This window comes from Pseudomonas sp. GOM7, from assembly GCF_026723825.1.
Classification (GTDB): domain Bacteria; phylum Pseudomonadota; class Gammaproteobacteria; order Pseudomonadales; family Pseudomonadaceae; genus Aquipseudomonas.
The window spans coordinates 5,251,436-5,274,529 of the sequence record NZ_CP113519.1 but is presented as its reverse complement, the minus strand read 5'-3'; the positions used below and the strand labels follow the sequence as shown (position 1 = coordinate 5,274,529).

At 63.2% G+C, this 23,094-nt stretch carries 17 protein-coding genes; 4 read left to right on the top strand and 13 right to left on the bottom strand.

The window, feature by feature from the left end; translation table 11 throughout:
- Positions 1-300 precede the first annotated feature (300 nt).
- The 5 genes from OU800_RS23475 to zwf form a co-directional block, all read right to left on the bottom strand.
- A complete protein-coding gene (locus OU800_RS23475; RefSeq protein WP_268179927.1) occupies positions 301-1,524 on the bottom strand; it encodes a hypothetical protein in 1,224 nt (407 codons plus the stop codon).
- Positions 1,521-4,724, bottom strand: coding sequence for a hypothetical protein (locus tag OU800_RS23470; protein WP_268179926.1), 3,204 nt, complete (start codon positions 4,722-4,724; stop codon positions 1,521-1,523). Before OU800_RS23470 ends, OU800_RS23475 begins: the two co-directional genes overlap by 4 nt.
- Positions 4,721-6,808: a type VI secretion system Vgr family protein gene (gene tssI / locus OU800_RS23465; RefSeq protein ID WP_268179925.1), complete on the bottom strand. Its 2,088-nt coding sequence runs from the start codon at positions 6,806-6,808 to the stop codon at positions 4,721-4,723. Before tssI ends, OU800_RS23470 begins: the two co-directional genes overlap by 4 nt.
- A gap of 174 nt (positions 6,809-6,982) precedes the next feature.
- Positions 6,983-7,501, bottom strand: coding sequence for an Hcp family type VI secretion system effector (locus OU800_RS23460; protein WP_003241180.1), 519 nt, complete (start codon positions 7,499-7,501; stop codon positions 6,983-6,985).
- Between the two features lie 285 nt (positions 7,502-7,786).
- Positions 7,787-9,208 carry a glucose-6-phosphate dehydrogenase gene (gene zwf, locus OU800_RS23455; protein ID WP_268184422.1) on the bottom strand — a complete coding sequence of 474 codons (1,422 nt, stop codon included), beginning with the start codon at positions 9,206-9,208 and terminating at the stop codon, positions 7,787-7,789.
- 194 nt (positions 9,209-9,402) lie between these two features.
- Here zwf and hexR point away from each other — a divergent pair, with 194 nt between their 5' ends.
- Positions 9,403-10,269, top strand: coding sequence for a transcriptional regulator HexR (gene hexR, locus OU800_RS23450; protein WP_268179924.1), 867 nt, complete (start codon positions 9,403-9,405; stop codon positions 10,267-10,269).
- Positions 10,270-10,363: 94 nt separating this feature from the next.
- The gene (locus tag OU800_RS23445) at positions 10,364-10,567 is read left to right on the top strand and encodes a PA3496 family putative envelope integrity protein (RefSeq protein ID WP_268179923.1); all 204 of its coding nucleotides are present in this window, start codon (positions 10,364-10,366) and stop codon (positions 10,565-10,567) included.
- A gap of 28 nt (positions 10,568-10,595) precedes the next feature.
- Here the strand turns inward: OU800_RS23445 and OU800_RS23440 are convergent, their stop codons facing one another.
- Entirely contained in the window at positions 10,596-11,540 is a 945-nt protein-coding gene (locus OU800_RS23440; protein WP_330221397.1) for a LysR family transcriptional regulator, read from the bottom strand.
- A gap of 154 nt (positions 11,541-11,694) precedes the next feature.
- Here OU800_RS23440 and OU800_RS23435 point away from each other — a divergent pair, with 154 nt between their 5' ends.
- Together OU800_RS23435 and oadA are read left to right on the top strand one after the other, a co-directional pair.
- Positions 11,695-13,110: an acetyl-CoA carboxylase biotin carboxylase subunit gene (locus OU800_RS23435; RefSeq protein WP_268179921.1), complete on the top strand. Its 1,416-nt coding sequence runs from the start codon at positions 11,695-11,697 to the stop codon at positions 13,108-13,110.
- Between the two features lie 97 nt (positions 13,111-13,207).
- Entirely contained in the window at positions 13,208-15,022 is a 1,815-nt protein-coding gene (gene oadA, locus OU800_RS23430) for a sodium-extruding oxaloacetate decarboxylase subunit alpha (RefSeq protein ID WP_268179919.1), read from the top strand.
- Between the two features lie 246 nt (positions 15,023-15,268).
- Here the strand turns inward: oadA and OU800_RS23425 are convergent, their stop codons facing one another.
- The 7 genes from OU800_RS23425 to OU800_RS23395 all read right to left on the bottom strand — a co-directional run bounded on the left by OU800_RS23425 (position 15,269) and on the right by OU800_RS23395 (position 23,045).
- Positions 15,269-15,997 (bottom strand): carbonic anhydrase, encoded by a 729-nt coding sequence (locus OU800_RS23425; RefSeq protein ID WP_268179917.1) that lies wholly within the window; start codon positions 15,995-15,997, stop codon positions 15,269-15,271.
- A 182-nt stretch (positions 15,998-16,179) separates the two neighbouring features.
- Positions 16,180-17,127 carry a carbohydrate kinase family protein gene (locus OU800_RS23420; protein WP_268179915.1) on the bottom strand — a complete coding sequence of 316 codons (948 nt, stop codon included), beginning with the start codon at positions 17,125-17,127 and terminating at the stop codon, positions 16,180-16,182.
- An 18-nt stretch (positions 17,128-17,145) separates the two neighbouring features.
- Complete coding sequence (xylB, locus tag OU800_RS23415; protein ID WP_268179913.1) at positions 17,146-18,645, bottom strand: xylulokinase; 1,500 nt, start codon at positions 18,643-18,645, stop codon at positions 17,146-17,148.
- A 2-nt stretch (positions 18,646-18,647) separates the two neighbouring features.
- Positions 18,648-20,123, bottom strand: coding sequence for a mannitol dehydrogenase family protein (locus OU800_RS23410; RefSeq protein WP_268179911.1), 1,476 nt, complete (start codon positions 20,121-20,123; stop codon positions 18,648-18,650).
- A gap of 26 nt (positions 20,124-20,149) precedes the next feature.
- Positions 20,150-21,253: an ABC transporter ATP-binding protein gene (locus OU800_RS23405; protein WP_268179909.1), complete on the bottom strand. Its 1,104-nt coding sequence runs from the start codon at positions 21,251-21,253 to the stop codon at positions 20,150-20,152.
- Positions 21,254-21,265: 12 nt separating this feature from the next.
- Positions 21,266-22,099, bottom strand: a complete 834-nt coding sequence (locus OU800_RS23400; RefSeq protein ID WP_268179907.1) for a carbohydrate ABC transporter permease — start codon at positions 22,097-22,099, stop codon at positions 21,266-21,268.
- Between the two features lie 10 nt (positions 22,100-22,109).
- On the bottom strand, positions 22,110-23,045 hold the full coding sequence (locus OU800_RS23395) for a carbohydrate ABC transporter permease (protein WP_268179905.1): 936 nt from the start codon (positions 23,043-23,045) through the stop codon (positions 22,110-22,112).
- Positions 23,046-23,094 lie beyond the last annotated feature (49 nt).

Below are 23,094 nucleotides of genomic sequence, written 5' to 3'. Positions count from 1 at the left end.
GCCAGTTACGATTCCTCTGTCAGAATCACCACCGGTCTTGAGGGCCAGATAATGCCCGGTATGCTCATCGGTAACGAAGAGTTCTCGGGGTTTTTCTCCAGTGGGCTCGTCGGCGCGCAATAGCACACTGGGCGCCTGCCCGAAACGGGTGCGCGCTTGTTGGATCAGGTCGCTTACAGCCATGCGAGCTCCTTGATTTCCGGGGGATAGTCAGTCCTTGTTCCCTTAATGCAATGGCGTGCCTGTAGTGATGCTGCGCCTGATGTGCTGGATGGCATGCAGTGATATCTGTCGGCTCCCCTATCCCCGATGAACGGCATCGAAGTCATCGGCTTTGGGAGTGGCTGCTATGCCCCTGGCTTCCTGACTGCGGTAATAGGCTTCGATGCTCAGGCTGGGATCGATCTTTGCTTGCAGGATGCAAGGCTGTTGTTGCCATTTATAGTCGCGATTAAGGGCCATGGTCTCGGCTCTGCCACGACGCTCCCAGGCACGATAGGGCATGTCACGCCAGCGACGGGATGAGCGGCCCTGCTGTTGATCATGGGCGGCGGTAACCGGATCCAGATGGCGGAACTGTTCGAGCAGGGGCAGATCCGGCAGGGGCTGGGTGACGTCCATGTAGCGCTGCAGGCTGTCCCAGAATGCCAGGGCCTCTTCGAGGCTCATGCCGAGCGACTGGAGCTTGCCACCCAGCGCGACCTGGACATCGTAGTAACGGTGATGCAGCCAGATGGCGAAACTGCTGTTGCCATGAGGGCCTGGACGAAATTCCAGGGTGGCGTCGAACTCGTAGAACGGTGCCGAGAAGGGCTTGCGCAAAAAACGACCGATGGTGAGCATGCCGGTCTGGCGATTGAAACCGCTGCCGTCATGGGCGAAGACGCGTAAATAAAGATCTTGCAGGTAATCCCAACCGATCAGCCCCATAAAGACGCTGAATGCCATGGCTGCGCAGGCCAAAAACAAATCCGCGCCATGTTGGGACGTTTGAAATGTCAGTATTGATGCAGTAAGTGCGATAAAAAATCCTACTCCTACTTGGACAAGGTAAGCCCTAAAGTTTGGTGTGTCTCGCCACATGAACCAGCTACTTACGCCTACCATGCATATGGAAAGAAAAACTAATGCTATTTCGGCTGTAAGTTTTAACGAGTCATTACTGAAGCTGGGTGTTGGAATGGTGAGCATCCAAAAAAACCACGGGGCAAATAAGATTGACCACCATTTCAAATATGGGATCAAAATCATCCACCTGCTGGAGTTATCGAATTTCCAACGTTTATGGTTGATATAAAGATCATCCTCGCCCTTGCCATCGAGAAAGTTACGCATGTTGGGTTGAAGTTGCGCATCGATATCCTGCCAGGGCTCCAGGTGAGCATAGTGCCCCCAGCGCAGTGGGGTGCGAGTGGGGCTGCTGCGGTTGGCGTCCTGCGGCCATTTGTGTGGTGGCTGGGCAGGAATGGCCGTGCTGCGGTAGGCGGACGGGGCGTAGTGATCTGATGGGGCAGGCGCATTCATTGGTCGGCGAAGTCTCGTTTGCTGATCAGCCAGTAAGCGGCTTCATCACGGGTTTCCAGATCGGCAGGCATGCCCGGGGTATAGGGCTGCCATTGACGTGGAGTGGGTTGCGGCAGGGTGATGCGGTTATAGCCGGGGAAGGGATCTTTGGGATAGCAGATGGTTTCCCCCAGGTGGAATTGCGCACAGACTTTCAGGCCGTATTGGATGGTTTGCAGATTACGGCGTGGATCGCGCTGGGCGATCACCTGGTGCATGGCGGGCAATACGAACAGCAGGCGATTGTCTTTCAGCAGCACCGCCCCCAGTTTCTCTTTGTCGATCCTGACAGGGCGCGGGTAGTTCCAGCCTGAGAAATGGCTGCGGGTACGCAGGCGCTCCCAGGCAATCAGGTTGAAATCCAGGCCATTACGGAACTGCCCGAGCAGTGGGCTGACGATTTCCACCACCCAATCTCCTGCGCTGAGTGCGACACGTTGCTCCTGCTGGCTCGCTTGCAGGCGCTGGCGATCATCTTCGCTGGCTTGCTCCAGCCACTGCGCCATGCGTTCGATACGGACGACAGGAGCGCCCATGATACCGAGCAGTTGTTGGTAGGCCAGAAGAGGGTCGTCCATTTGCCCCAGACGCTGCTGACGACCAAAAGGCCCATGCTTGATGGCCTGTTCCAGCGGGCTGGCGGCCATCAGCACCGTGCCGGCCACACCGACCAGTAATAGAGCTACGCCCACACCGAGCAACCAGGGGCTGGCGATAATGCCGATGGTATAGAGTGCCCATACTCCCGCGCCACTGGCGGCCACCAGATTGGCGATGGCCACTTCGTTATCGCCATCACGCGAAGCACGGTAAGCGTCCCAGGTGAATAGTGCAGCAGTGGCAGCCATGGCGGCAGCGGAGCCGATGCGCGATAAATTAAGCCAATTGTTGCCCGTGCGTTTCATCAGGTTTTCGGCCCAGAAACCCGAGGTGTTAAATCGCCCACGCTCCCAGAAAACATGCCAAGGGTGAGCTCCTCGCTTTGCATCCGTTAATAGTTTCAGCGCAAGATTATTGGCGGCTAAACCAAGGTCAACGAGTGCTCCGCCTGCTCCTGCTCGAAATCTCCATTCTTCACTGTTAATTAATTCTTTCGTCCCGACCGTATTCGCATAAAGACTGAACGCCGCACAGACCGTGGCCAGTATGGGGATCGTCTTGCTATTGGCCAGGGCCTTGGCCGTATCCAGTTGCGGTGCAACGCTGCGCCACTGCCTGAAGTCTTCCACTAGTGGATCGTTGGCTTCAGCCACCACGACCATGACCTTACCCAGATCCTTGCTGGCGAAGCCGAGACGCTCCGCTGCCTTGGCGCTACTGGTGGCCACCGTTCTGCCGCGATTGGTCAGGTTGGCGTAGTAGTAGTTGTTTCGGGTCAGAGTAAGGCGCTCGGCCGCGGTGATACCGAAACTAACCCCGCCACCGTGTACACCCAGTACCACCTTCTGCTCTGTCAGTGCCTTGCCCTGAGGCAGCAATTCCAGGCCCTTTGCCTGGCTATGCAGGCGTTTGAGGGTGTTGAAGGTTGGCAGGAAGCTGCGGTGCAGTTCCACTTGGGTCACGTTCGGACTTTCTGTTATGCGCTTGATCGCCAGCATGGTGGCGGTCGCCACATGGTTGAGCACTTCGTCGGTCGCCGCTGCCATGTTCTGGGCGATGTAAGCGCCGTTCAGGAAACTGAGGGCACTGAGGCCGAGGCGCTCGGGGCGTATTGGCTGGCCGCTGGCAAGTCGTTGCTCCAGACGCTCCAGGGCTTTGGGAAGCTTGTCGGCCTCGGGCAGCAGGTCGCGGGTCAGCGCATGGGTGGCTTGCACCAGTTGTTTGCTGAGTTTTTCCACATCCTTGGCGAGCTTGGTATCCGTCGGTTCGATGCAGCGAGGATCACTGCTCTTGGGCGAGCATGTCAGCACTTCCAATAGCTCTACCAGTTGCGCATAAGGCTCCAGCAGGCGTTCGTCCTCGCTGTGCACATAGTCCTGCCAAACGGGTTGGAGCTGCTGTACTAGGCCAAGCAATCGCTCCTGCAGGCGATAGAGCAGTTCTCGAGCGCGCTCGCGCTCATTGTGGAGCGTGGCTTGCTTGAGTGCAGCCAAGTCGACGTGCTCGCGGAATTCCTTGAGCGATCCGGCAGGTGTGAGCATTTCCTGGTATAGCACTTCGGCATAACGACCAAATGACTGATGGGGCACCAGGGCATTGAGTGTTTGCAGCAGCTCTGTGCATAGCTTGGTCTGAGCGACGGCATGGCGAAGGGTGAAGATCGGGTCGTGCAGCATGATGCCGACCAGGCGTGGATAGCCGCGTAGCTGATATTCGCTCAGTAGATCCTTGCTGTCGGGCAGCGGCGGTAAGGGTTCTGGCGCTGGAGCCTGGGTCTTGGCAGCCAATTCCTGCTGGCGCTGCTCGAGTTGTTTAACCAGCGAGTTGGCCGGTAGCTCCGTCAGGCCAGAGGTGTAGATCAGTGGGTCTTCGAGGAGCGTCTCGAAATGCAGTTCGCGGGCGCAGAGCCCCTTGCTTAGGCGGGTGAGTGGGATGATGGGCATGGCTTGTGTGGCTCGCCACTGCTCAGGGCCGACCACGGCAGCCGACCACGCCGGCGCAACATTCTGACAGCGCTGCTTGATGCGACCGCTACTGGCTTCCAGCCACTCGATGTATTCCCACGTCCAGGGCAATTCACTGTAGGCCATTTCATATTGGTCACCTACGAAGCGCCCTTGTAACAGCATTGGCAGCAGCAACAGGTATTGCTTGGCACCGACAGGTTTACGCTCATCTGCCTCGCCCCCTGCTTTGGCGATGTTTCGCCAGTGCGGCACGTCCACTTCAAATAGCTGACCCTGGCCATCACTTTCCAGCTCGCGCCATAGTTTGCCTCGGCAAAAAACATACAACCTACCTGGGCGCAGTACCGCACCTTTTGGCGTTTCTCCAAGCTTGTCGTAGCCTGGCAGTCGCCCCATGGGAACAACGGCGAGAAAGGTATTCTGTTGAATGTTTTCCTCTTCCTCGTGGCTACGCATCTGCTGCTCCACGGGAATGCGCAAGGTGCCACCGTCCTGGCGTGGCACATTTAAGGCCATAGAGGCACGGCGTGAATTGTCGTAGTCCGTGCGCTTGCGAACACCTTGCTCGATAGGCTGATCCTTCAGCTCGCTCATGCGTCCTCCTCCGGGTCGAGCAATTCAACTTGCCCACCTTGCTCCGGGTCACCCCAGACATCCACGATCAATTGTTGCGGCCCCGTGCTTCCCTTTTCCCTGGGAAGCGGCAGGTTTTGGATGGCGGTGCCGGTTTTCTCACCCACTGGCGCGGTATCCGCCGGTTTGGGCAATACAGGTGGTATCGGCGCCGCCCCCGAGCCATTGCCCGGCGCGCCGCCGGAGTTGATCTTGATCACCGGCCCCACCAGGGTCACGCCGCCGCCGTCGAGTTTGATGAAGCTGCCGCCGCCCTTGAGGGTCAGTTCGCTGCCGGCTTCGAGCACCACTTTCAGGCCGCTGGAGAGGTGGATTTCCTGGCCGGCTTCGATGAACTGGCCGTTGCCGAGCTTGATGTGCTGGCTGTCGCCGACGCTGAGGTGGTCGTTGGCCTTGATCTCGGTCTTGCGGTCGGCGTGGGTGGTGCGGTGTTCTTCGGCCTTGAAATGGCTATAGGTATTGGCTTCGACGGTGTCGTGGCGCTCGTTACCGACGCGGATCTTCTGGTCATGCTCGATGTTTTCGTCCCAGTCGCGCTGGGCGTGGACGTAGATCTGTTCGGCGCCCTTGCGGTCTTCGATGCGCAGTTCGTTGTAGCCACCGCCCCCAGGGCTGCTGAGGGTCTTGAACACGCTGCGGGTCTTGTTCGCCGGCAGGTCGTAGGGCACCACGTGTTCGGCGTGGTACAGGCAGCCGGTGACCAGCGGCTGGTCGGGGTCGCCTTCGAGGAAGGTGACCAGCACTTCCATACCGATGCGCGGGATGGTGATGGCGCCATAGCGGTCACCGGCCCAGCTAGAGCTGACGCGCAGCCAGCAACTGGTCTTGTCGTCGGCCTGGCCTTCACGATCCCAGAAGAATTGCACTTTCACGCGGCCATATTGGTCGCAGTGGATCTCTTCGCCGGCCGGGCCGGTGACCACGGCGCTCTGGCTGCCAAGCAGGCGCGGCTTGGGGTGGGCCAGCAGCGGGCGGAAGGGCACGTCCCACGGCGTGGCGGTAAAGCGGTTGCGGTAGCCCTGGGTGAAACCGTCGGCAGGCTGGGTGTCGCTGGTCACCGATTCTTCCAGCACCTGCGGCTGCTTGCCTTCGTGTTGCACTTCGGTAAGCAGCCAGAGCTGGTTCCACTCGCTGCGCGGGTGCTCGGTCAGTTCGAGGAAGTGGCCGCTGACCAGGGTCGGCGAGTCGCCGTCGCCCTCGGCCAGCTCGAAGTCGTGGCGATGACGCTCCAGGGCGCGTTTGGCCAGATGGCGGCCACGCTCGCGGTCGGTGTAGCGACCGGGATAGTCGTAGTCTTCCAGTTTCGGTTGCGCCTCGCCGTCGGCCTTGGCTTCCAGTTGCAGGCGCGGCTTCTCGAAGTCGTAGTCGCGGCGGGTGACCTGGCTGGTGCGGGTTTCCACGCGGGCGCCGAAGTGCTTGATCACCGGGTCGTCGGCCACCAGGCCGGTGTCCTGCTGGTAGGCCAGCGGCGCCAGGCGCGGGAACGGCGTCTGGTCATCGCCGAAGGTCAGCACATGCCCCTCGGTGCTGTGGCGGAAGTGGTAATGAATGCCTTCCTCTTCGCACAGGCGCTGGACGAAGTGCAGATCCGTCTCGTCGTACTGCACGCAGTACTCGCGCTCGGGGTAGAGCGAACCGAGCTGGAATTGATAAGCGTCGGCCTGGATGCCGTGTTCTTCGAGCACCTGGCTGATGATCTTCTCCACCGTCAGGTGCTGGAAGATGCGTTGGTTGGTGCGGTGGGCCAGGTAGGCCAGTTGCGGCACCAGGGTCAGGTGGTAGCGCGTCATGCGCTGGCCGGACTCACCCTGAGCGATGCGGTGGATAAGGCCGTGGATGCCGGCGCCGTGCTGATCGAAGGCGAGAAAGGCGCGCTGGTGCAGCAGGCTTTCCAGGTCGAGGTCGGGGCGTTCGCTGATCAGCTCCACGCGGAAGGCGTAAGGCTGACTGATGGCTTCGCGCCCGCTGAATTCGAGCACCTGCAGGTCGTGCTCGCCCCCTTCGATGCTCAGGCTGAAATGGGTCTGATTGGCCGGGGCGAACATTCTGTGTTCCTCTCGTTTCGATCCGTGAAGGCGCGGGCCATTCTAGGCAGGCAGCGCGACAAAGGCTGTGCTCTTGATCGCGAATAAACTCGCTCCTACAGCCTGTACACACTCAAAACGCAACGGCCAGGACGATGCCTGGCCGCTGCGGTATTACACGAACTCGGCCAGGACTTAGGCAGAGATCGGCGTACGCCAGTCGTCGGAGCCGGAAGTGCCGGAGACTTCGTGGGTCCAGACGATCTTGCGGTAGGTGAAGTAGACGTCTTCCAGGTGAGTGAAGTGGGCCATGTTCGGGTCCTGGCAGTTCGGCATGCGCGACTGCACGTCGACGATCACGGCGTCTTCCAGTTCGATGGTGAAGTAGTGCTCCTGGGTACCGGTGGAGGAGGTGCGGTACCACTCCAGACGGCACTTGTTCAGACGCTCACCGGAGGTCAGGGCGTTGAAGATCAGCGGCGAGGACTTGTCGAAGACCTTGGTGATCATCAGCGGCTTGTGTACGCGCTGGCCGGTGGGTTGGCCGGACTGCGGATCACGCGGGATGATGACCTGGTGGTTGTAGGCCTGAACCAGAATCTGGTCTTCATGACCTTCCTGGAAGATGTTGCCGACCGAGTCCTCGGTGAAGGTGCCAGCGGTGATCAGACCTTGTTTGGTGCCTTCGAGGGACAGATACGCGGGTGTTGGCATGAGTGCTCTCCTTGCCTTGGGTCATGGATCGAAAGTGATCCGGGAGCCTGGTCTAAAGCGATCTGCGTGCCAACTTTTACAACTCAATATAAATCAGGCACTTGGCGTGACCAATAAATGATATATGGTCATATTGCGTGCCAGGTCACGGAAAAGTGCGCAAGAAGTTGCGCAGTGCTGCGCAAGTTTTTGCGCAGCAGCCTCAAGCCCTTTAGCAGCGCGATCTACAGAGATTTGTCCACAGAGTTATCCATGGTTTGCTGTGCAAGAAATTGCGCAGTTGGCTCACTCGGCCCAGTGCCGTCCGTAGCGTTCCAGCAGGTGTTGCAACTGCTCCGGGCCGTCGCTGCCAGCCGGGTAAGGGCGTGGGCTCTGGTAGTGTTGATGCCAGCCTTGCAGGATGGGGTCGACCCAGCTCCAGGCGGCCTCCACTTCGTCGCGGCGCATGAACAGGGTCGAGTCGCCTTCAATGACGTCGAGCAGCAGGCGCTCGTAGGCATCCCAGCGGCGCTGCTTGTTGAAGGCGTTGGCCAGATTGAGATCCAGCTCCACCGGGTTCAGGTGCATGCCCTTGCCGGGGTGCTTGGCCATCAATTGCAGGCTGATGCGTTCTTCCGGTTGCAGGCGGATCAGTAGCTGGTTGGCCTGGCCCTCGGCGAACAGGCGGTGTGGCACGGGCTTGAACTGGATGAGGATTTCCGAGGTCTTGCGTGCCAGGCGCTTGCCGGTGCGCAGGTAGAAGGGCACGCCGGCCCAGCGCCAGTTGTCGATCTCCACCTGCACGGCGACGAAGGTTTCGGTGTCGCTGTCGTTGTCGACGTTCTTCTCGAAGTAGTAGGCCGGCACGTCCTGGCCGCCGATCTTGCCGGCGGTGTACTGGCCGCGCACGGTCTTGTCCTGCACGTCGAGGCCGCTGATGGGCTTGAGGGCTTCGAGAATCTTCACCTTCTCGTTGCGCACGGACTCGGCGTCGAAACGCACTGGCGCCTCCATGGCCACCAGGCAGAGCAGTTGCAGCAGGTGGTTCTGCACCATGTCACGCATGGCCCCGGCCTGGTCGTAGTAGCCACCGCGATTCTCCACGCCAAGGGTTTCGCAGACGCTGATCTGGATGTGGTCGATATGCCCGGCACGCCACACCGGCTCGAACAGGGCATTGGCGAAGCGCAGCGCCATGAGGTTCTGCACGGTTTCCTTGCCCAGGTAGTGGTCGATGCGGAACACCCGCGACTCGTCGAACACGGCGCCGATCGCCGCGTTGATGGCGCGGGCCGACTCCAGCGAATGGCCGATGGGTTTTTCCAGCACGATTCGCGACAGCGGGCCGGCCAGGCCGGCATTGGCCAGGTGCGAGGCGATGTCCTCGAACAGGCTGGGCGCGGTGGCCAGGTAGTAGACGCGCACGCGCTCGTCGCTGCCCAGGCGGCGGGCCAGGCGCGAGAGCTCGGCGCGCTGCGCCGCGTCCATGGCGAAATAGTCCAGGCGCGCGGCGAAGTGGCTCCAGGTGTCGCTGTCGAAGTCACTGCGCGCCACCTGGGCGCGGCAGTGGCGCTCGGCCAGGGCCTGGTAGCTCTCGCGGGTGTGGGCCGTGCGGGCCAAGGCGAGGATGCGGGTGTCGCGGTGCAGGCGGCCATCACGGTGCAGGTGGTAAAGCGCGGGCAGCAGCTTGTGCAAGGCCAGATCGCCTGTGCCACCGAAAACCAGCATGTCGCAGGGGATGATCAAGGAAAAAGCTCCAACTGGGTTGTAACAGGTCGTGGAAATCCGCCTGTTGACTGTGCGCGGGTGCGATCCGTGTAGTATAACTACAAGGTCACTACAACCGCCGTTTCCCGATCATAACCGAGCCTCGCTCGATCTGGTGCCCGTGGTTGCCCCTTTTCTGCGAAGAGCCCTACACTGTGAATCTGTTGCAACACATCGCCCAGTCGCGCCACCTGCTGCGCAAGTCCGAGCTCAAGGTGGCCGACCATGTCCTGCTCGATCCTGCATCGGTGATGCACAGCTCCATGGCCGAGCTGGCGCACAGCGTCGGCATCAGCGAGCCGACCATCGTGCGTTTCTGCCGGGCCATCGGTTGCAGTGGTTTCCAGGATCTCAAGCTGAAGCTGGCACAGAGCCTGGCCGCTGGTGCCAGTTTCGGCCAGTTCGCCATTCATGAGGACGACTCGGTCGCCGATTTCAGCCTGAAGATCTTTGACACGACCCTGCACACCCTGATGGAGGTGCGCGAGAAACTCGACCCCGAGGCGCTGCAGCGCGCCATCTCCGCCTGCTCCAATGCGCAGCGTGTGGAGTTCTATGGCTTCGGGGCCTCCGGTGCGGTGGCGGCCGATGCCCAGCACAAGTTCTTCCGCCTGCTGCTCAATGCGGCGGCCTATTCCGACCCGCACATGCAGGCAATGAGCGCCGTGACCCTGCAGCCGGGCGACGTGGCGGTGTGCATATCCCAGTCCGGGCGCTCCAAGGATCTGCTGATCACCGCCAACCTGGTGCGTGAGTCCGGTGCCAATCTGATCACCCTGTGCCCGAGTCAGACGCCATTGGCCGAGCTGGCCACGGTCAACCTGGCGATCGACGTGCAGGAAGACACCGAGATCTACACCCCGCTGACCTCGCGCATCGCCCACCTGGTGGTGATCGACGTGCTGGCCATGGGCGTGGCCATGGCGCGCGGGCCGAGCCTGGTCAACCACCTCAAGAGCGTCAAGCGCAGCCTGCGCAGCCTGCGGCTGTCACCCAAGTCGATCAAGGCGGCCGAGGACTGAGGCGTCTTTAACCGGCTGTTCACGTCGCTGCCGTCAAAGCGTCATCTGCTCGGAGCAAGCTGAGGCCTCCAGTCCTCGTTCCGGGAGAACCGAGATGCCTCGTATCTTCGATGACGCGCTGTTGGCCGTCCAGCCTGATGCCAAGACCCGTCGCAAACTGCAGGATCAACGGCGCATGGCCTATCGCCGGGCCATCGAGACCTACGCCGAGCAGTGCCGCTTGCAGCGTGAGTTGGCCGATTTCCCCGACCTGATTCCGGGCGGTTATCTGGTCGATGGGCAGCGTAGCGCGGCTTGAGCTGCGCTACGTTGCCTTGCCCGTGACGCTACGGGCTGCTGTGCTGAAAGCGCTCCCCCAGCCGCACGATGGCGGCCCGTTCGCTGCGGATGAAGTCGACGAAGGCTTGCGCCACCGGCGACAGCCGTCGGCCGCGGATATTCACCACGCACCAGCTGCGATGCAGTGGCAGTTCGGCGACCGGCAGCTCGCGTAGCGAGCCGTGCTGTAGCTCCAGGCGTACCGCATGGCGCGGCAGCAGTGCCAGGCCGAGGCCGGCCAGTACGGCCTCGCGCTGTGATTCCAGCGAGCCGATCTCCAGCGTCTGTGGAAAGTGCGCGCGCTTCTGGTGGCAATATTCCTCGCAGGCGCGGCGGGTGCCCGAACCGTTTTCGCGGATCAGCAGCGGGTAGGCTGTCAGGTCCTGCAGGAGCAGGGCTTCGCGCTCGCACAGCGGATGATCCGGCGGCGCCACGGCGATGATGGGGTTGTCGAGAAATGGCATGAAGTCCAGCGCCATGTCCTGTGGCACCTGGCTCATGATCATCAGATCGTCGCGACTGAGGGTCAGGCGGCGCACCACCAGGGCGTGGTTGACCACTGTGAGGTTGAGGCTGACTTCCGGGTAATGGCGGCGAAATTCGGCGAACAGGTGCGGTACGAAATACTTCGCGCTGGATTCCACGCACAGGTTGAGCTGGCCCTGCAACGAGCCCTGCAGATCCGATAGCTGCATGTCCAGGCTTTCCAGGCGGCCGAAGATATCGCTGCTGGCGCGGCGTAGCGCCTCGGCGGCCTCGGTCAGGTAGAGCTTCTTGCCGACGTACTCGAACAGCGGCTGGCCGACCAGTTCCTCCAGTTGGCGAATCTGCAGGCTCACGGCCGGCTGGGTCAGGGCCATCTCGTCGGCGGCGCGGCTGTAGGAGCCGTGTTCGCACACGGCCCGGAACACCTGAAGCTGGCGCAGGGTCATGCGCAGCAGGGTTTTACGCACGGTTTCGTCCTCGTTCGATCAAGGTATAAGTAATTACTTATGCAGGATCAAATAATTATTCATTTTGGTTAATCCGTATAGCGGGAGTAGGGTTTGCCCACGTTTGCAACCAACTGTTGCAGCGGCCCTTGCAGCTCTGCGCTGAGGATTGATCGTGATAAGAAAAATATTGATCGCCAACCGTGGTGAGATTGCCGTCCGCATTGTGCGGGCCTGTGCCGAAATGGGCATCCGCTCGGTGGCCATCTATTCCGAGGCGGATCGCCATGCGCTGCACGTCAAGCGTGCCGACGAGGCGCACAGCATCGGTGATGATCCGCTGGCCGGCTACCTGAACCCGCGCAAACTGGTCAATCTGGCGGTGGAAACCGGCTGCGATGCACTGCACCCGGGTTATGGCTTCCTCTCGGAAAACGCCGAACTGGCCGAGATCTGCGCCGAGCGTGGGATCAAGTTCATCGGCCCGAGCGCGGAAGTGATCCGCCGCATGGGCGACAAGACCGAAGCCCGTCGCAGCATGATGGCCGCTGGCGTGCCCTGCACCCCTGGCACCGAAGGCAACGTCGCTGACCTGGCCGAAGCCTTGCGCGAAGCCGAGCGCATCGGCTACCCGGTGATGCTCAAGGCCACCTCCGGCGGCGGTGGTCGCGGCATCCGCCGCTGCAACTCGCGCGCCGAGCTGGAGCAGGCCTACCCACGGGTGATCTCCGAGGCCACCAAGGCCTTCGGCAGCGCGGAGGTCTTCCTGGAAAAGTGCATCGTCAATCCCAAGCACATCGAGGCGCAGATCCTCGCCGACAGCCATGGCAACACCGTGCACCTGTACGAGCGCGACTGTTCCATCCAGCGCCGCAACCAGAAGCTCATCGAGATCGCCCCGAGCCCGCAGCTCACCCCCGAACAGCGCGCCTACATCGGCGATCTGGCGGTGCGCGCCGCGCAGGCCGTGGGCTACGAGAACGCCGGCACCGTGGAGTTCCTGCTCGCCGAAGGCGAGGTGTATTTCATGGAGATGAACACCCGGGTGCAGGTGGAGCACACCATCACCGAGGAAATCACCGGCATCGACATCGTGCGTGAGCAGATCCGCATTGCCTCGGGCCTGGCTTTGTCGGTGAAGCAGGAAGACATCATCCACCGGGGTTATGCCCTGCAGTTCCGCATCAATGCCGAGGATCCGAAGAACAACTTCCTGCCCTCGTTCGGCAAGATCACCCGTTACTACGCGCCCGGTGGCCCTGGCGTTCGCACTGATACCGCGATCTACACCGGCTACACCATTCCGCCGTACTACGACTCGATGTGCCTGAAGCTGATCGTCTGGGCGCTGACCTGGGAAGAGGCGATGGATCGTGGCCTGCGCGCGTTGGATGACATGCGCGTGCAGGGCGTGCGCACCACCGCGCCCTATTACCAGGAAATCCTGCGCAACCCGGAATTCCGTAGCGGCCAGTTCAACACCAGCTTCGTCGAGAGCCACCCGGAACTGACCCAGTACTCGATCAAGCGCAACCCGTCGCACCTGGCCATCGCCATCGCCACCGCCATCGCTGCCCACGCAGGCTTATGAAGCAGCGGCAAGCTTCAAGCTTCAAGCTACAAGAAAGCGCCCGCGTGCCTTTACTTGCAGCTTGTAGCTTGCGGCTTGCAGCTCAGGAGAAATAGGAATGAAGACGACTCGTCGTATCACTGTTACCGATACCGTCCTGCGCGATGCTCACCAGTCGCTGCTGGCCACGCGCATGCGCACCGAAGACATGCTGCCGATCTGCGACAAGCTCGACCGCGTCGGCTACTGGTCGCTGGAGGTCTGGGGGGGCGCTACCTTCGACGCCTGCGTGCGCTTCCTCAAGGAAGACCCCTGGGAGCGCCTGCGCAAGCTCAAAGCCGCGCTGCCCAACACCCGCCTGCAGATGCTTTTGCGCGGGCAGAACCTGCTCGGCTATCGCCACTACAGCGATGACGTGGTCAAGGCCTTCGTCGCCAAGGCGGCGGTCAACGGCATCGACGTGTTCCGCATCTTCGACGCGATGAACGACGTGCGTAACCTGCGCGTGGCCATCGAGGCGGTCAAGGCCGCTGGCAAGCATGCTCAGGGCACCATCGCCTACACCACCAGCCCGGTACACACCAACGAGGCCTTCGTTGCCCAGGCCAAGGCCATGCAGGCCATGGGCATCGACTCCATCGCCATCAAGGACATGGCTGGTCTGCTCACGCCCTATGCCACCTTCGAGCTGGTCAAGGCGCTGAAGAGCGAAGTCGACCTGCCGGTGTTCATCCACAGCCACGACACCGCAGGTCTGGGCTCCATGTGCCAGCTCAAGGCCATCGAAGCCGGTGCCGACCATATCGACACCGCCATTTCCAGCCTGGCCTGGGGCACCAGCCACCCGGGCACCGAGTCGATGGTCGCCGCGCTCAAGGGCAGCCAGTACGACACCGGCCTGGATCTGGAGCTGATCCAGGAAATCGGCATGTACTTCCATGCCGTGCGCAAGAAGTACCACCAGTTCGAGAGCGAATTCACCGGCGTGGATACCCGCGTGCAGGTCAACCAGGTGCCGGGCGGGATGATTTCCAACCTGGCCAACCAGCTCAAGGAGCAGGGCGCGCTGAACCGCATGAACGAAGTGCTGGAAGAGATTCCGCGCGTGCGTGCCGACCTCGGCTTCCCGCCGCTGGTAACCCCGACCTCGCAGATCGTCGGTACCCAGGCGTTCTTCAACGTGCTGGCCGGCGAACGCTACAAGACCATCACCAACGAGGTGAAGCTGTACCTGCAGGGCCGCTACGGCAAGGCCCCGGGCAAGGTGGACGAGCAACTGCGCAAGCAGGCCATCGGCAGCGAGGAAGTGATCGACGTGCGCCCGGCCGACCTGCTCAAGCCCGAGCTGGCGCGCCTGCGTGAAGAGATCGGCAGTCTGGCCAGATCCGAAGAGGACGTGCTGACCTTCGCCATGTTCCCCGACATCGGGCGCAAGTTCCTCGAAGAGCGCGAGGCCGGCACCCTCAAGCCGGAAGTGCTGCTGCCCATGCCCAATGGCCAGGGCCCGGCGCCGGTCGGCGGCGAGGGCGTGCCGACCGAGTTCGTGGTCGATGTGCACGGCGAAAGCTACCGCGTGGACATCACCGGCGTGGGCGTCAAGGGTGACGGCAAGCGCCACTTCTACCTATCCATCGATGGCATGCCGGAAGAGGTGGTGTTCGAGCCGCTCAATGATTTCGTCGCCGGCAGCGGCGGCAAGCGCAAGCAGGCCGGCGAGCCGGGTGACGTGTCCACCACCATGCCCGGCAACATCGTCGATGTGCTGGTCAAGGAGGGTGACACGGTCAAGGCCGGCCAGGCGGTGCTGATCACCGAAGCGATGAAGATGGAAACCGAAGTGCAGGCGCCGATTGCCGGCAAGGTCAAGGCCGTTCACGTGGCCAAGGGCGACCGCGTCAATCCGGGCGAAGTGCTGGTGGAAATCGAAGGTTAACCTCAGGAGCCCGGCCTGTTGGATGGGCAAGTTTGACGGGGCGTAACCCGGGCTCCTTTTTTATTCAGGGGCGCTTCGCTTGAAGCGCCATAAGCCGCCATGGGCGTGGTTGCCACGCCCAGCGCATCAGTTCTCTGGCCATGCCCCAGGTGCGCGAGCACGGCGCGGGCGATCAGCACCGCTGGCGCGGGGCATGGCCCTTTCCCTTCCATCGGCCGGAGCGCGCAAGGCTCCGGCCGTCTCGTTTCAGCTTTGCGCGAAGCGTGCGCGTGGCGTGGCCATCGGCACCTGGTCGCCATCGAGTGGCAGGAAGCTGCCCAGCTCGGCGTCATAGGCCTTGATCTGGCTGGTTTCGATGTCATACACCCAGCCGTGGATGAAAAGTTGGCCGCGTGCCAGTTTGGCCGCCACCGAGGGGTGGGTGCACAGGTGGTTGAGCTGGGCCACCACGTTCTCTTCGGTGAGGATGGCCAGGGCTTCCTTGTCGTCGCTGCAGTTGCAGTTTTCCGCCACCACGGTGCGAGCTACTTCGGCATGGCGCAGCCAGGCCTTGACCGTGGGCATGCTTTCCAGCGACTGCGGGTTGAGCACCGCCTTCATCGCGCCACAGTCGGAGTGGCCGCAAACGACGATATGCTGCACGCCCAGGGCCAGCACCGCGTATTCGATGGCGGTGGAAACGCCGCCCATCATCTGCCCATAGGCCGGCACCACGTTACCCACGTTGCGGTTGACGAACAGGTCGCCCGGCGAGCTCTGGGTGATCAGCTCCGGCACCACACGCGAGTCGGCGCAGGTGATGAACATGGCGCGTGGGTTCTGCGCGGTGGCGAGCTTCTTGAATAGCTCTTCCTGCTGGGGAAACACCTCGGTGCGAAAGCGTTTGAAGCCATCGACGATATTTCGCAGCGCTTGTTCGGCGGTTTCGTTGCCCTCGTGGGTCTGCAGCGGAATCACCTGGTGTTTGTAGGGCATGCTCTGAACCTCTGGTTACCTGAAAAGACGCTGCTAGAACGACTGTTGCTGCGCGGTGTGAGTCACACGCCCAGTTTCGTCTTGCGCAGCCGGTGCGACAACTGGTCGTTTTTCCTCAGGGCCCGCTCGTGTCGCCAGGGCAGTGTAGTGGAACAGGAGCGCTGCAATGCGCTTTACCCGGATCAGCGCACGCTTTGTCGCTCCAGTTCGTGCAGGTAGGGCAGGTCGGGGCCGACCCGTGTGCAGGTCAGCGCGGCGGCCTCGATGGCCAGGCGCAGCATGGCGCCGATCTGCTCGCGGCTCAGGGTCGCCAGCGCCTCGGGGCTGTCCAACTGGTGCCGTGCCAGGTAGCTGAGCAGCGCGGCCTGGAAGGTATCACCGGCACCGACGGTGTCGCGGGTGTGCACGGCCTGCGCGGGTACTGACCACTGCCCGTGGCGGCTATGCACACTGGCGCCTGCGCTGCCATGGGTGAGGAACACCAGTTGGCAGCGCTCGTTGCGCCAGCTTGCCGCGACCGCTTGCGGGTCGCGTTCGGGGTAGAGCACCTGCAGGTCTTCCTCGCTGACCTTGATCAGGTGCGCGTAGCCGGCGAAGGTCTCGACGCGCTCGCGCCAGCGGGCGATATCCGGCGCCGGGCCGAGGCGCACGTTGGGGTCGAGGCTGATCAGGCGCCGGGCATGCTCGCGCTGCACCAGCGCCAGCAGGGTGCTGGCTACCGGTTCCACCACCAACGAGTAGGAGCCAACGTGCAGGCCGCGCACCCGTGCATCCAATGTCGGTAGGTGCTCGGCCAGTAGCTGGCGGTCGGCGCAGCCCTCGCCACGGAAGGAATAATGCGGCGAACCGGCCGCGTCCAGGCCGACCATGGCCAGGGTGGTCGGTGCCTCGCTGGCGATCAGGTAGGAATCGCTCACGCCTTCTTCACCCAGCACCTGGCGCAGACGCTGGCCTAGGCTGTCCGACGAGATCCCGGTGAACAGTGCCGAGTCGGCGCCCATGCGCCGCAAGCCCAGCGCCACGTTGAACGGCGAGCCGCCGGCGATGGCCTTGAAGGCCAGCTCGTTGCTGCGCCCGCCGTCGTTCTGGATGAACACGTCGAACAGTGCTTCGCCACAGACCAGGTACATATGCGTCTCCGTAATGAATCAAGCCAAGGCGCTCTCGGCGAGTCGGCTGATCTGCTCGCGATAGCGTTGATAGACCACCTCGTACTGCGCCGTGCGCGCCGGGTCGGGTTGCGTCTGGGTGCTGGCATCCAGATGCACGCAGCGCTTGCACAGCGCGGCCAGTTGCGCCTGGCGGTCGCTGCCCGGCGTCAGACACCAGGCAGCCTGGATGGCCGCGCCGAGGGCGGCGGCTTCGGTGTGCTGCGGACAGACCAGCGGGGTGCCCATGATATCGGCGATCACCTGGCGCCATACCGGACTCTTCGCCGCGCCGCCGATCAGGCGGATGGTCTCGCTCTGCAAGCCGCTGGCGCGCAGCAGGTCGAGGCCATAGCGCAGGCCGAAGGCGGTGCCTTCGACCACCGCCCGGCACAGGTTGGCGCGGCTCAGGTTGTCGCTGTCCATGCCCAGCAGGCTGGCGCGCGAGCGGGGCAGGGCCGGCACCCGTTCGCCGTTGAAGAAGGGCAGCAACAGCAATCCCTCGGCACCGATGGGGGCGTGTTCGACCAGTTTGCCGAAGGTCTGGATATCCAGCTCCAGCAATTGCTGGATCAGCCCGGTGGCGTTGGTCAGGTTCATGGTGCAGATCAGCGGCAGCCAGCCACCGCTCGATGAGCAGAAGGTGGCCACCTGGGCGTGCGGGCTGACCGTCGGCTGGTCGCTGTAGGCGTAGAGCGTGCCGGAAGTGCCCAGGCTCATGGTGATGGCGCCGGGGCGGATATTGCTGGTGCCGATGGCGCCCAGCATGTTGTCGCCACCACCGCTGGCCACCACCGCCTCCGGGTTCAGACCCAGTTGCCGGGCGATCTGCGGGCGGATGCGGCCCGTCGGCTGATCCGGCTCGATCAGCTCTGGCAGCGCCTTGCGCAGGCGCCCGCTGGGGTCGATGAAGCTCAGCAGTTCGGTATCCCAGGTACGTGTACGCACATCGAAATACCCGGTGCCGGAGGCGTCGCCGTACTCGCTGCAGGCGCGGCCGGTGAGCCAGTGATTGAGGTAGTCGTGGGGCAGCAGGATATGGGCGATACGGGCGAATGCATCGGGGTGCTGCTCCTTGGTCCAGAGCAGCTTGGATACCGTGTAGCCGGGCGCGATGGCCACGCCCAGGCGTTGCAGCGAGCCAGCCTCGCCGCCGAGATGAGCGAGCAGGCGCTGGTTTTCCGGGGTCGATTCGGTGTCGCACCAGAGCTTGGCCGGGCGCAGCACGTCGCCCTGTTCGTCGAGCAGCACCAGGCCATGCTGCTGGCCGGACACGCCAATGCCGAGGATTTGCTCCCCGCTGATGCCCGCAGCCGCCAGCGCCTGTCGGGTCGCCTGCTCGAAAGCTTCCAGCCACTGTTGCGGCTGCTGTTCGCGCCGGCCATTGGCGCCGCTGTGCAGGCTATGGCTGGCGCTGCCGGCGCCGAGCACCTGGCCGCTGCCGGCATCCAGCACCAGGGCCTTGGTGCCCTGGGTGCCGCAATCGATACCGAGGTACATGCTCAATCGCCCAGCAGGGTCTGCAGGGTGCGGGTCACACCGAGCTTGCGCAGGCTGTCGTAACACAGCTCGAAGGCCGCGACGAAGGCTGCCGACTGCGGTATCGCCGTACCGAAGATCGCCTCGACGCCGAGCACGCGCTGGCGCACCTGGTCGTCATCGGCTACCAGCGCCTGGCAGAACTCGGCGCGTGGGTCGGGGATGCGATAGTGCGCGCCGTTCTCGTCGACGCCCTTGAGGTATAGCGCCCAGGCCGCGACCACCAGCGCAGCGCGTTCCAGTGGCCGACCGTCCTCGATCAGGCGGTTGAGGGTGGGCACGATGAACTTGGGAAACTTCGACGAGCCGTCCGAGCAGACCCGCTCCAGTTGATCGGCGATGGCCTGGTTGGAGAATCGCTCGATCAGCGTGTCCTTGTAGACGTGCAGGTCGATGCCCGGCACCGGCGCCAGTTGTGGCGTTACGTCGAGATCCATGAAGGTGCGCACGTAGCGGCGCAGCAGCGGGTCGTTCAGGGTCTCGTGAACGTAGCGATAGCCCTTGAGAAAGCCCAGGTAGGTCAGCGCCAGGTGGCTGCCGTTGAGCAGCTTGATCTTCATCTCCTCATAGGGCGTGACGTCGTCGGTGAACTGCACGCCCACCTCTTCCCAGGCTGGGCGGCCGTTGACGAACCTGTCTTCCAGCACCCATTGCACGAAGGGCTCGCAGACCACCGGCCAGGAGTCCTCGACGCCATGTTCTTCGGCCAGTTGCTGGCGATGGGCAGCGCTGGTCATCGGTGTGATGCGGTCGACCATGGCGTTGGGGAAGCTCACGTGATGGTCGATCCAGGTGGCCAGCTCATGGTCGGCCAGGTGGGCGAAGGCCAGCAGCGCCTTGCGCGTGACCTCGCCGTTGTGCGGCAGGTTATCGCAGGACATCAGGGTGAAGGCCGGAATGCCGGCGGCGCGGCGCTTGGCCAGGGCGGCGCAGAGCAGGCCGAACACGCTGCGCGGCGACTCGGGGTGGCGCAGGTCGTGGGCGATGGCCGGCAGCTCGGCGAGAAATTCTCCCGTGCTGTCGTCGATGCAATAGCCGCCTTCGGTGATGGTCAGCGAGACGATGCGGATGGCCGGGTCGGCCAGCTTGTCGATCAGCGCTTGTGGCGATTCCTCGATCAGCAGCATGTCGGTGATGGCGCCGATCACCCGCACCGGCAGGTTCGGTTCGTCGCCCAGTTCCACCAGGGTGTAGAGAAAGTCCTGGCTGGCCAGGGCGTCGCGCATGGCACGGTCTTCGCTGCGCACGCCGACCCCGCAGATGCCCCAGTCCAGGGCTTGGCCGCGGTTCATCAGGGCGTCGGTGTAGACCGCCTGGTGGGCGCGGTGAAAGCCCCCGACGCCGATATGGGCGATGCCGTTGCGGAGCGTTCGCGGGTCGTATTGCGGCAGCGCGACGGCGCCGCCAAGCTGGGAAAGCTGCTGGCGATTGAGTTTCATCTGGATGATCCCGTCATGAAGTGGCGTCAGGCGGCCTGCTGCAAGGGTTTGGCGACGGCCTGGCCGGCGGCGTCGAAGAGGTGGCAGTGCGCCGGGTCGAAATCCAGCTTCAGCGCCTCGCCATAACGCGGGGCGAAGTCGCCACGCACGCGCACCGTGAGCATCTCCCCCGAGGCGCAGCGCACGTGGCAGAAGGTGTCGCTGCCCAGGCGCTCGCTGACGTCGGCGCTTACCTGCAGGCGCCCGGCACCCTCGCCGACCAGATTGAGGTGCTCGGGGCGCACCCCCAGGGTCACCGCGCTGCCGACCTCGAGGCCGGTGGCGGACAGCGGCAGCCTCAGTTGCGCGCCGCATTCCAGTTGCACCTCGCAGCTATCGTCCTGGGCCTTGTGCAGGGTGCCGCGCAGAAAGCCCATCTTCGGCGTGCCGAGAAAACCGGCGACGAACAGGTTGGCCGGGTGGTGATAGAGCTCCAGCGGCGAGCCCACCTGCTCGACACGGCCGCCATTGAGCACCACCACCTTGTCGGCCAGGGTCATGGCTTCGACCTGGTCGTGGGTCACGTAGATCATGGTGGCCTGCAGTTCCTTGTGCAGCCGCGCCAGCTCCAGGCGGGTCTGCACGCGCAGGGCTGCGTCGAGGTTGGACAGCGGCTCGTCGAACAGGAAGATCTTCGGGTTGCGCACGATGGCGCGGCCGATGGCCACGCGCTGGCGCTGGCCACCGGAAAGCTGCTTGGGCTTGCGTTCGAGCAGGGCTTCGAGCTGCAGGATGCGCGCGGCATTGGCGACCTTGGCTGCGACTTCCTGCTTGCCCACGCGGGCCAGGTCGAGGGCGAAGGACAGGTTCTTGCGCACGGTCATGTGCGGGTACAGGGCGTAGGTCTGGAACACCATGGCCAGGTCGCGCTTGGCCGGGGCGACATCGGTGATGTCCTGGCCATCGAGTTCGATATGGCCGCTGCTGACCTCTTCCAGCCCGGCGATCAGGCGCAGCAGGGTGGACTTGCCGCAGCCCGAGGGGCCGACGAACACCACGAATTCGCGGTCGCGGATGTCCAGGTCGACGCCCTGGATGATCGCCGTGCCGTCGAAGCCTTTTTGCAGATTGCGGATCTTCAGATCAGCCATGACATGAACCTCTTATTTGACGGCGCCGAACGACAGGCCGCGCACCAGCTGCTTCTGGCTGATCCAGCCGAAGATCAGGATGGGCGCGCAGGCCAGGGTCGAAACGGCGGAAAGCTTGGCCCAGAACAGGCCCTCGGGGCTGGAGTAGGAGGCCACCAGCGCGGTCAGCGGGGCGGCGGCGGAGCTGGTCAGGTTGAGCGACCAGAACGCCTCGTTCCAGCACAGGATCAGCGACAGCAGCATGGTCGAGGCCAGGCCGCCACGGGCGATCGGCAGCAGCACGCGGACGATCTCCTGCCAGGTGGTGGCGCCGTCCAGGCGCGCGGCTTCGAGGATGTCCACGGGGATGTCCTTGAAGTAGGTGTACACCATCCACACCAGGATCGGCAGGTTGATCAGGGTGTAGATGATGATCAGCACCAGGCGCGAATCGAGCAGGCCGAACTGCTTGGCCAGCAGGTAGATCGGCACCAGCACGCCCACCGGCGGCAGCATCTTGGTCGACAGCATCCACAGCAGCGTGCGCTTGGTCTGGCGCGTCTCGAAGAAGGCCATGGAGTAGGCGGCCGGCACCGCCAGGAGCATGCCCAGCAGCGTCGCCGAGACGGAGATCAGCACCGAGTTCCAGGCGAAGGCGAAGTAGTCGCTGCGCTCGTTGATGTGCAGGTAGTTCTCCAGCGTCGGGGTGAAGATGAACTGCGGCGGCGTGGCGAAGGCGTCGATCTCGGTCTTCAGGCTGGTCAGCACCATCCAGAAGATCGGGAAGAAGATCAGCGCGGCGATGGCCCAGGCCAGGAGGCCGATGACCAGGCTGTGCAGGCGCCGGGACTGTTTCAGGGTCAGCATGCTGCGCTCCTCACTGCCGTTCGGTCAGGTTCTTGCCGATCATGCGGATCAGCACGATGGCGGCGATGTTGGCGATGACCACCGCGATCAGCCCGCCGGCCGAGGCCATGCCGACGTCGAACTGCAGCAGCGCCTGGGTGTAGATCAGGTAGGCCAGATTGGTGGACTCGTAGCCGGGGCCGCCGCTGGTGGTGGTGTAGATCTCGGCGAACACCGAGAGCAGGAAGATGGTCTCGATCATCACCACCACCGCGATCGGCCGCGCCAGATGCGGCAGGGTAAGGTGCCAGAAGATGGCGATGGGGCCGGCGCCGTCGAGGCGCGCGGCTTCCTTCTGCTCCTGATCCAGCGATTGCATGGCGGTCATCAGGATCAGGATGGCGAACGGCAGCCACTGCCAGGACACGATCAGGATGATCGAGAACATGGGGTGGTGCGCCAGCCAGTCCACCGGCTGGGCGCCGAAGAACTGCCAGACGGCGGCGAGAATCCCCGACACCGGATGGAAGATCAGGTTCTTCCACAACAGCGCGCTGACCGTGGGCATGATGAAGAATGGCGAGATCAGCAGCACCCGCACGATGCCGCGGCCGAAGAACTCGCTGGCCTCCAGCAGGGCGGCGATCAGTACCCCGAACACCACGCTGATCAACAGCACGCTGCCCACCAGCAACAGGGTATTGCCGGCGCCGGAGAGGAAGGCGGCATCGGTGACGAAGTACTCGAAGTTCTCCAGGCCGACGAAACCGTTCTCGCCGGGGTAGAGCAGGTTGTAGCGGATCAGCGAGAAATAGACGGTCATGCCCAGCGGCACGATCATCCAGATCAGCAGCAGAACCACCGAGGGGCTGACCAGGAACCAGCCGGGCGCCAGGCGCCGGGGCTTGCGCCCGCCTGGCGTGCTGACCTGTGCGGCAGCAGGAGTATTGATGGCCGAAGAGTTCATCATGCCTCCGAAAGGCGGTGTCGTGGTGAAACGTAGGGTGGACAACGCT

Bases quoted from the DNA above. Each gene is read 5' to 3' on its own strand.
- OU800_RS23475 (WP_268179927.1), bottom strand. From the start codon at position 1,524: ATGAATGCGCCTGCCCCATCAGATCACTACGCCCCGTCCGCCTACCGC.
- OU800_RS23470 (WP_268179926.1), bottom strand. From the start codon at position 4,724: ATGAGCGAGCTGAAGGATCAGCCTATCGAGCAAGGTGTTCGCAAGCGC.
- tssI (WP_268179925.1), bottom strand. From the start codon at position 6,808: ATGTTCGCCCCGGCCAATCAGACCCATTTCAGCCTGAGCATCGAAGGG.
- OU800_RS23460 (WP_003241180.1), bottom strand. From the start codon at position 7,501: ATGCCAACACCCGCGTATCTGTCCCTCGAAGGCACCAAACAAGGTCTG.
- zwf (WP_268184422.1), bottom strand. From the start codon at position 9,208: ATGCTGGTTTTCGGTGGCACAGGCGATCTGGCCTTGCACAAGCTGCTG.
- OU800_RS23445 (WP_268179923.1), top strand. From the start codon at position 10,364: ATGCCTCGTATCTTCGATGACGCGCTGTTGGCCGTCCAGCCTGATGCC.
- oadA (WP_268179919.1), top strand. From the start codon at position 13,208: ATGAAGACGACTCGTCGTATCACTGTTACCGATACCGTCCTGCGCGAT.
- OU800_RS23425 (WP_268179917.1), bottom strand. From the start codon at position 15,997: ATGCCCTACAAACACCAGGTGATTCCGCTGCAGACCCACGAGGGCAAC.
- OU800_RS23420 (WP_268179915.1), bottom strand. From the start codon at position 17,127: ATGTACCTGGTCTGTGGCGAAGCACTGTTCGACGTGTTCATCCAGAAC.
- xylB (WP_268179913.1), bottom strand. From the start codon at position 18,645: ATGTACCTCGGTATCGATTGCGGCACCCAGGGCACCAAGGCCCTGGTG.
- OU800_RS23410 (WP_268179911.1), bottom strand. From the start codon at position 20,123: ATGAAACTCAATCGCCAGCAGCTTTCCCAGCTTGGCGGCGCCGTCGCG.
- OU800_RS23405 (WP_268179909.1), bottom strand. From the start codon at position 21,253: ATGGCTGATCTGAAGATCCGCAATCTGCAAAAAGGCTTCGACGGCACG.
- OU800_RS23400 (WP_268179907.1), bottom strand. From the start codon at position 22,099: ATGCTGACCCTGAAACAGTCCCGGCGCCTGCACAGCCTGGTCATCGGC.
- OU800_RS23395 (WP_268179905.1), bottom strand. From the start codon at position 23,045: ATGAACTCTTCGGCCATCAATACTCCTGCTGCCGCACAGGTCAGCACG.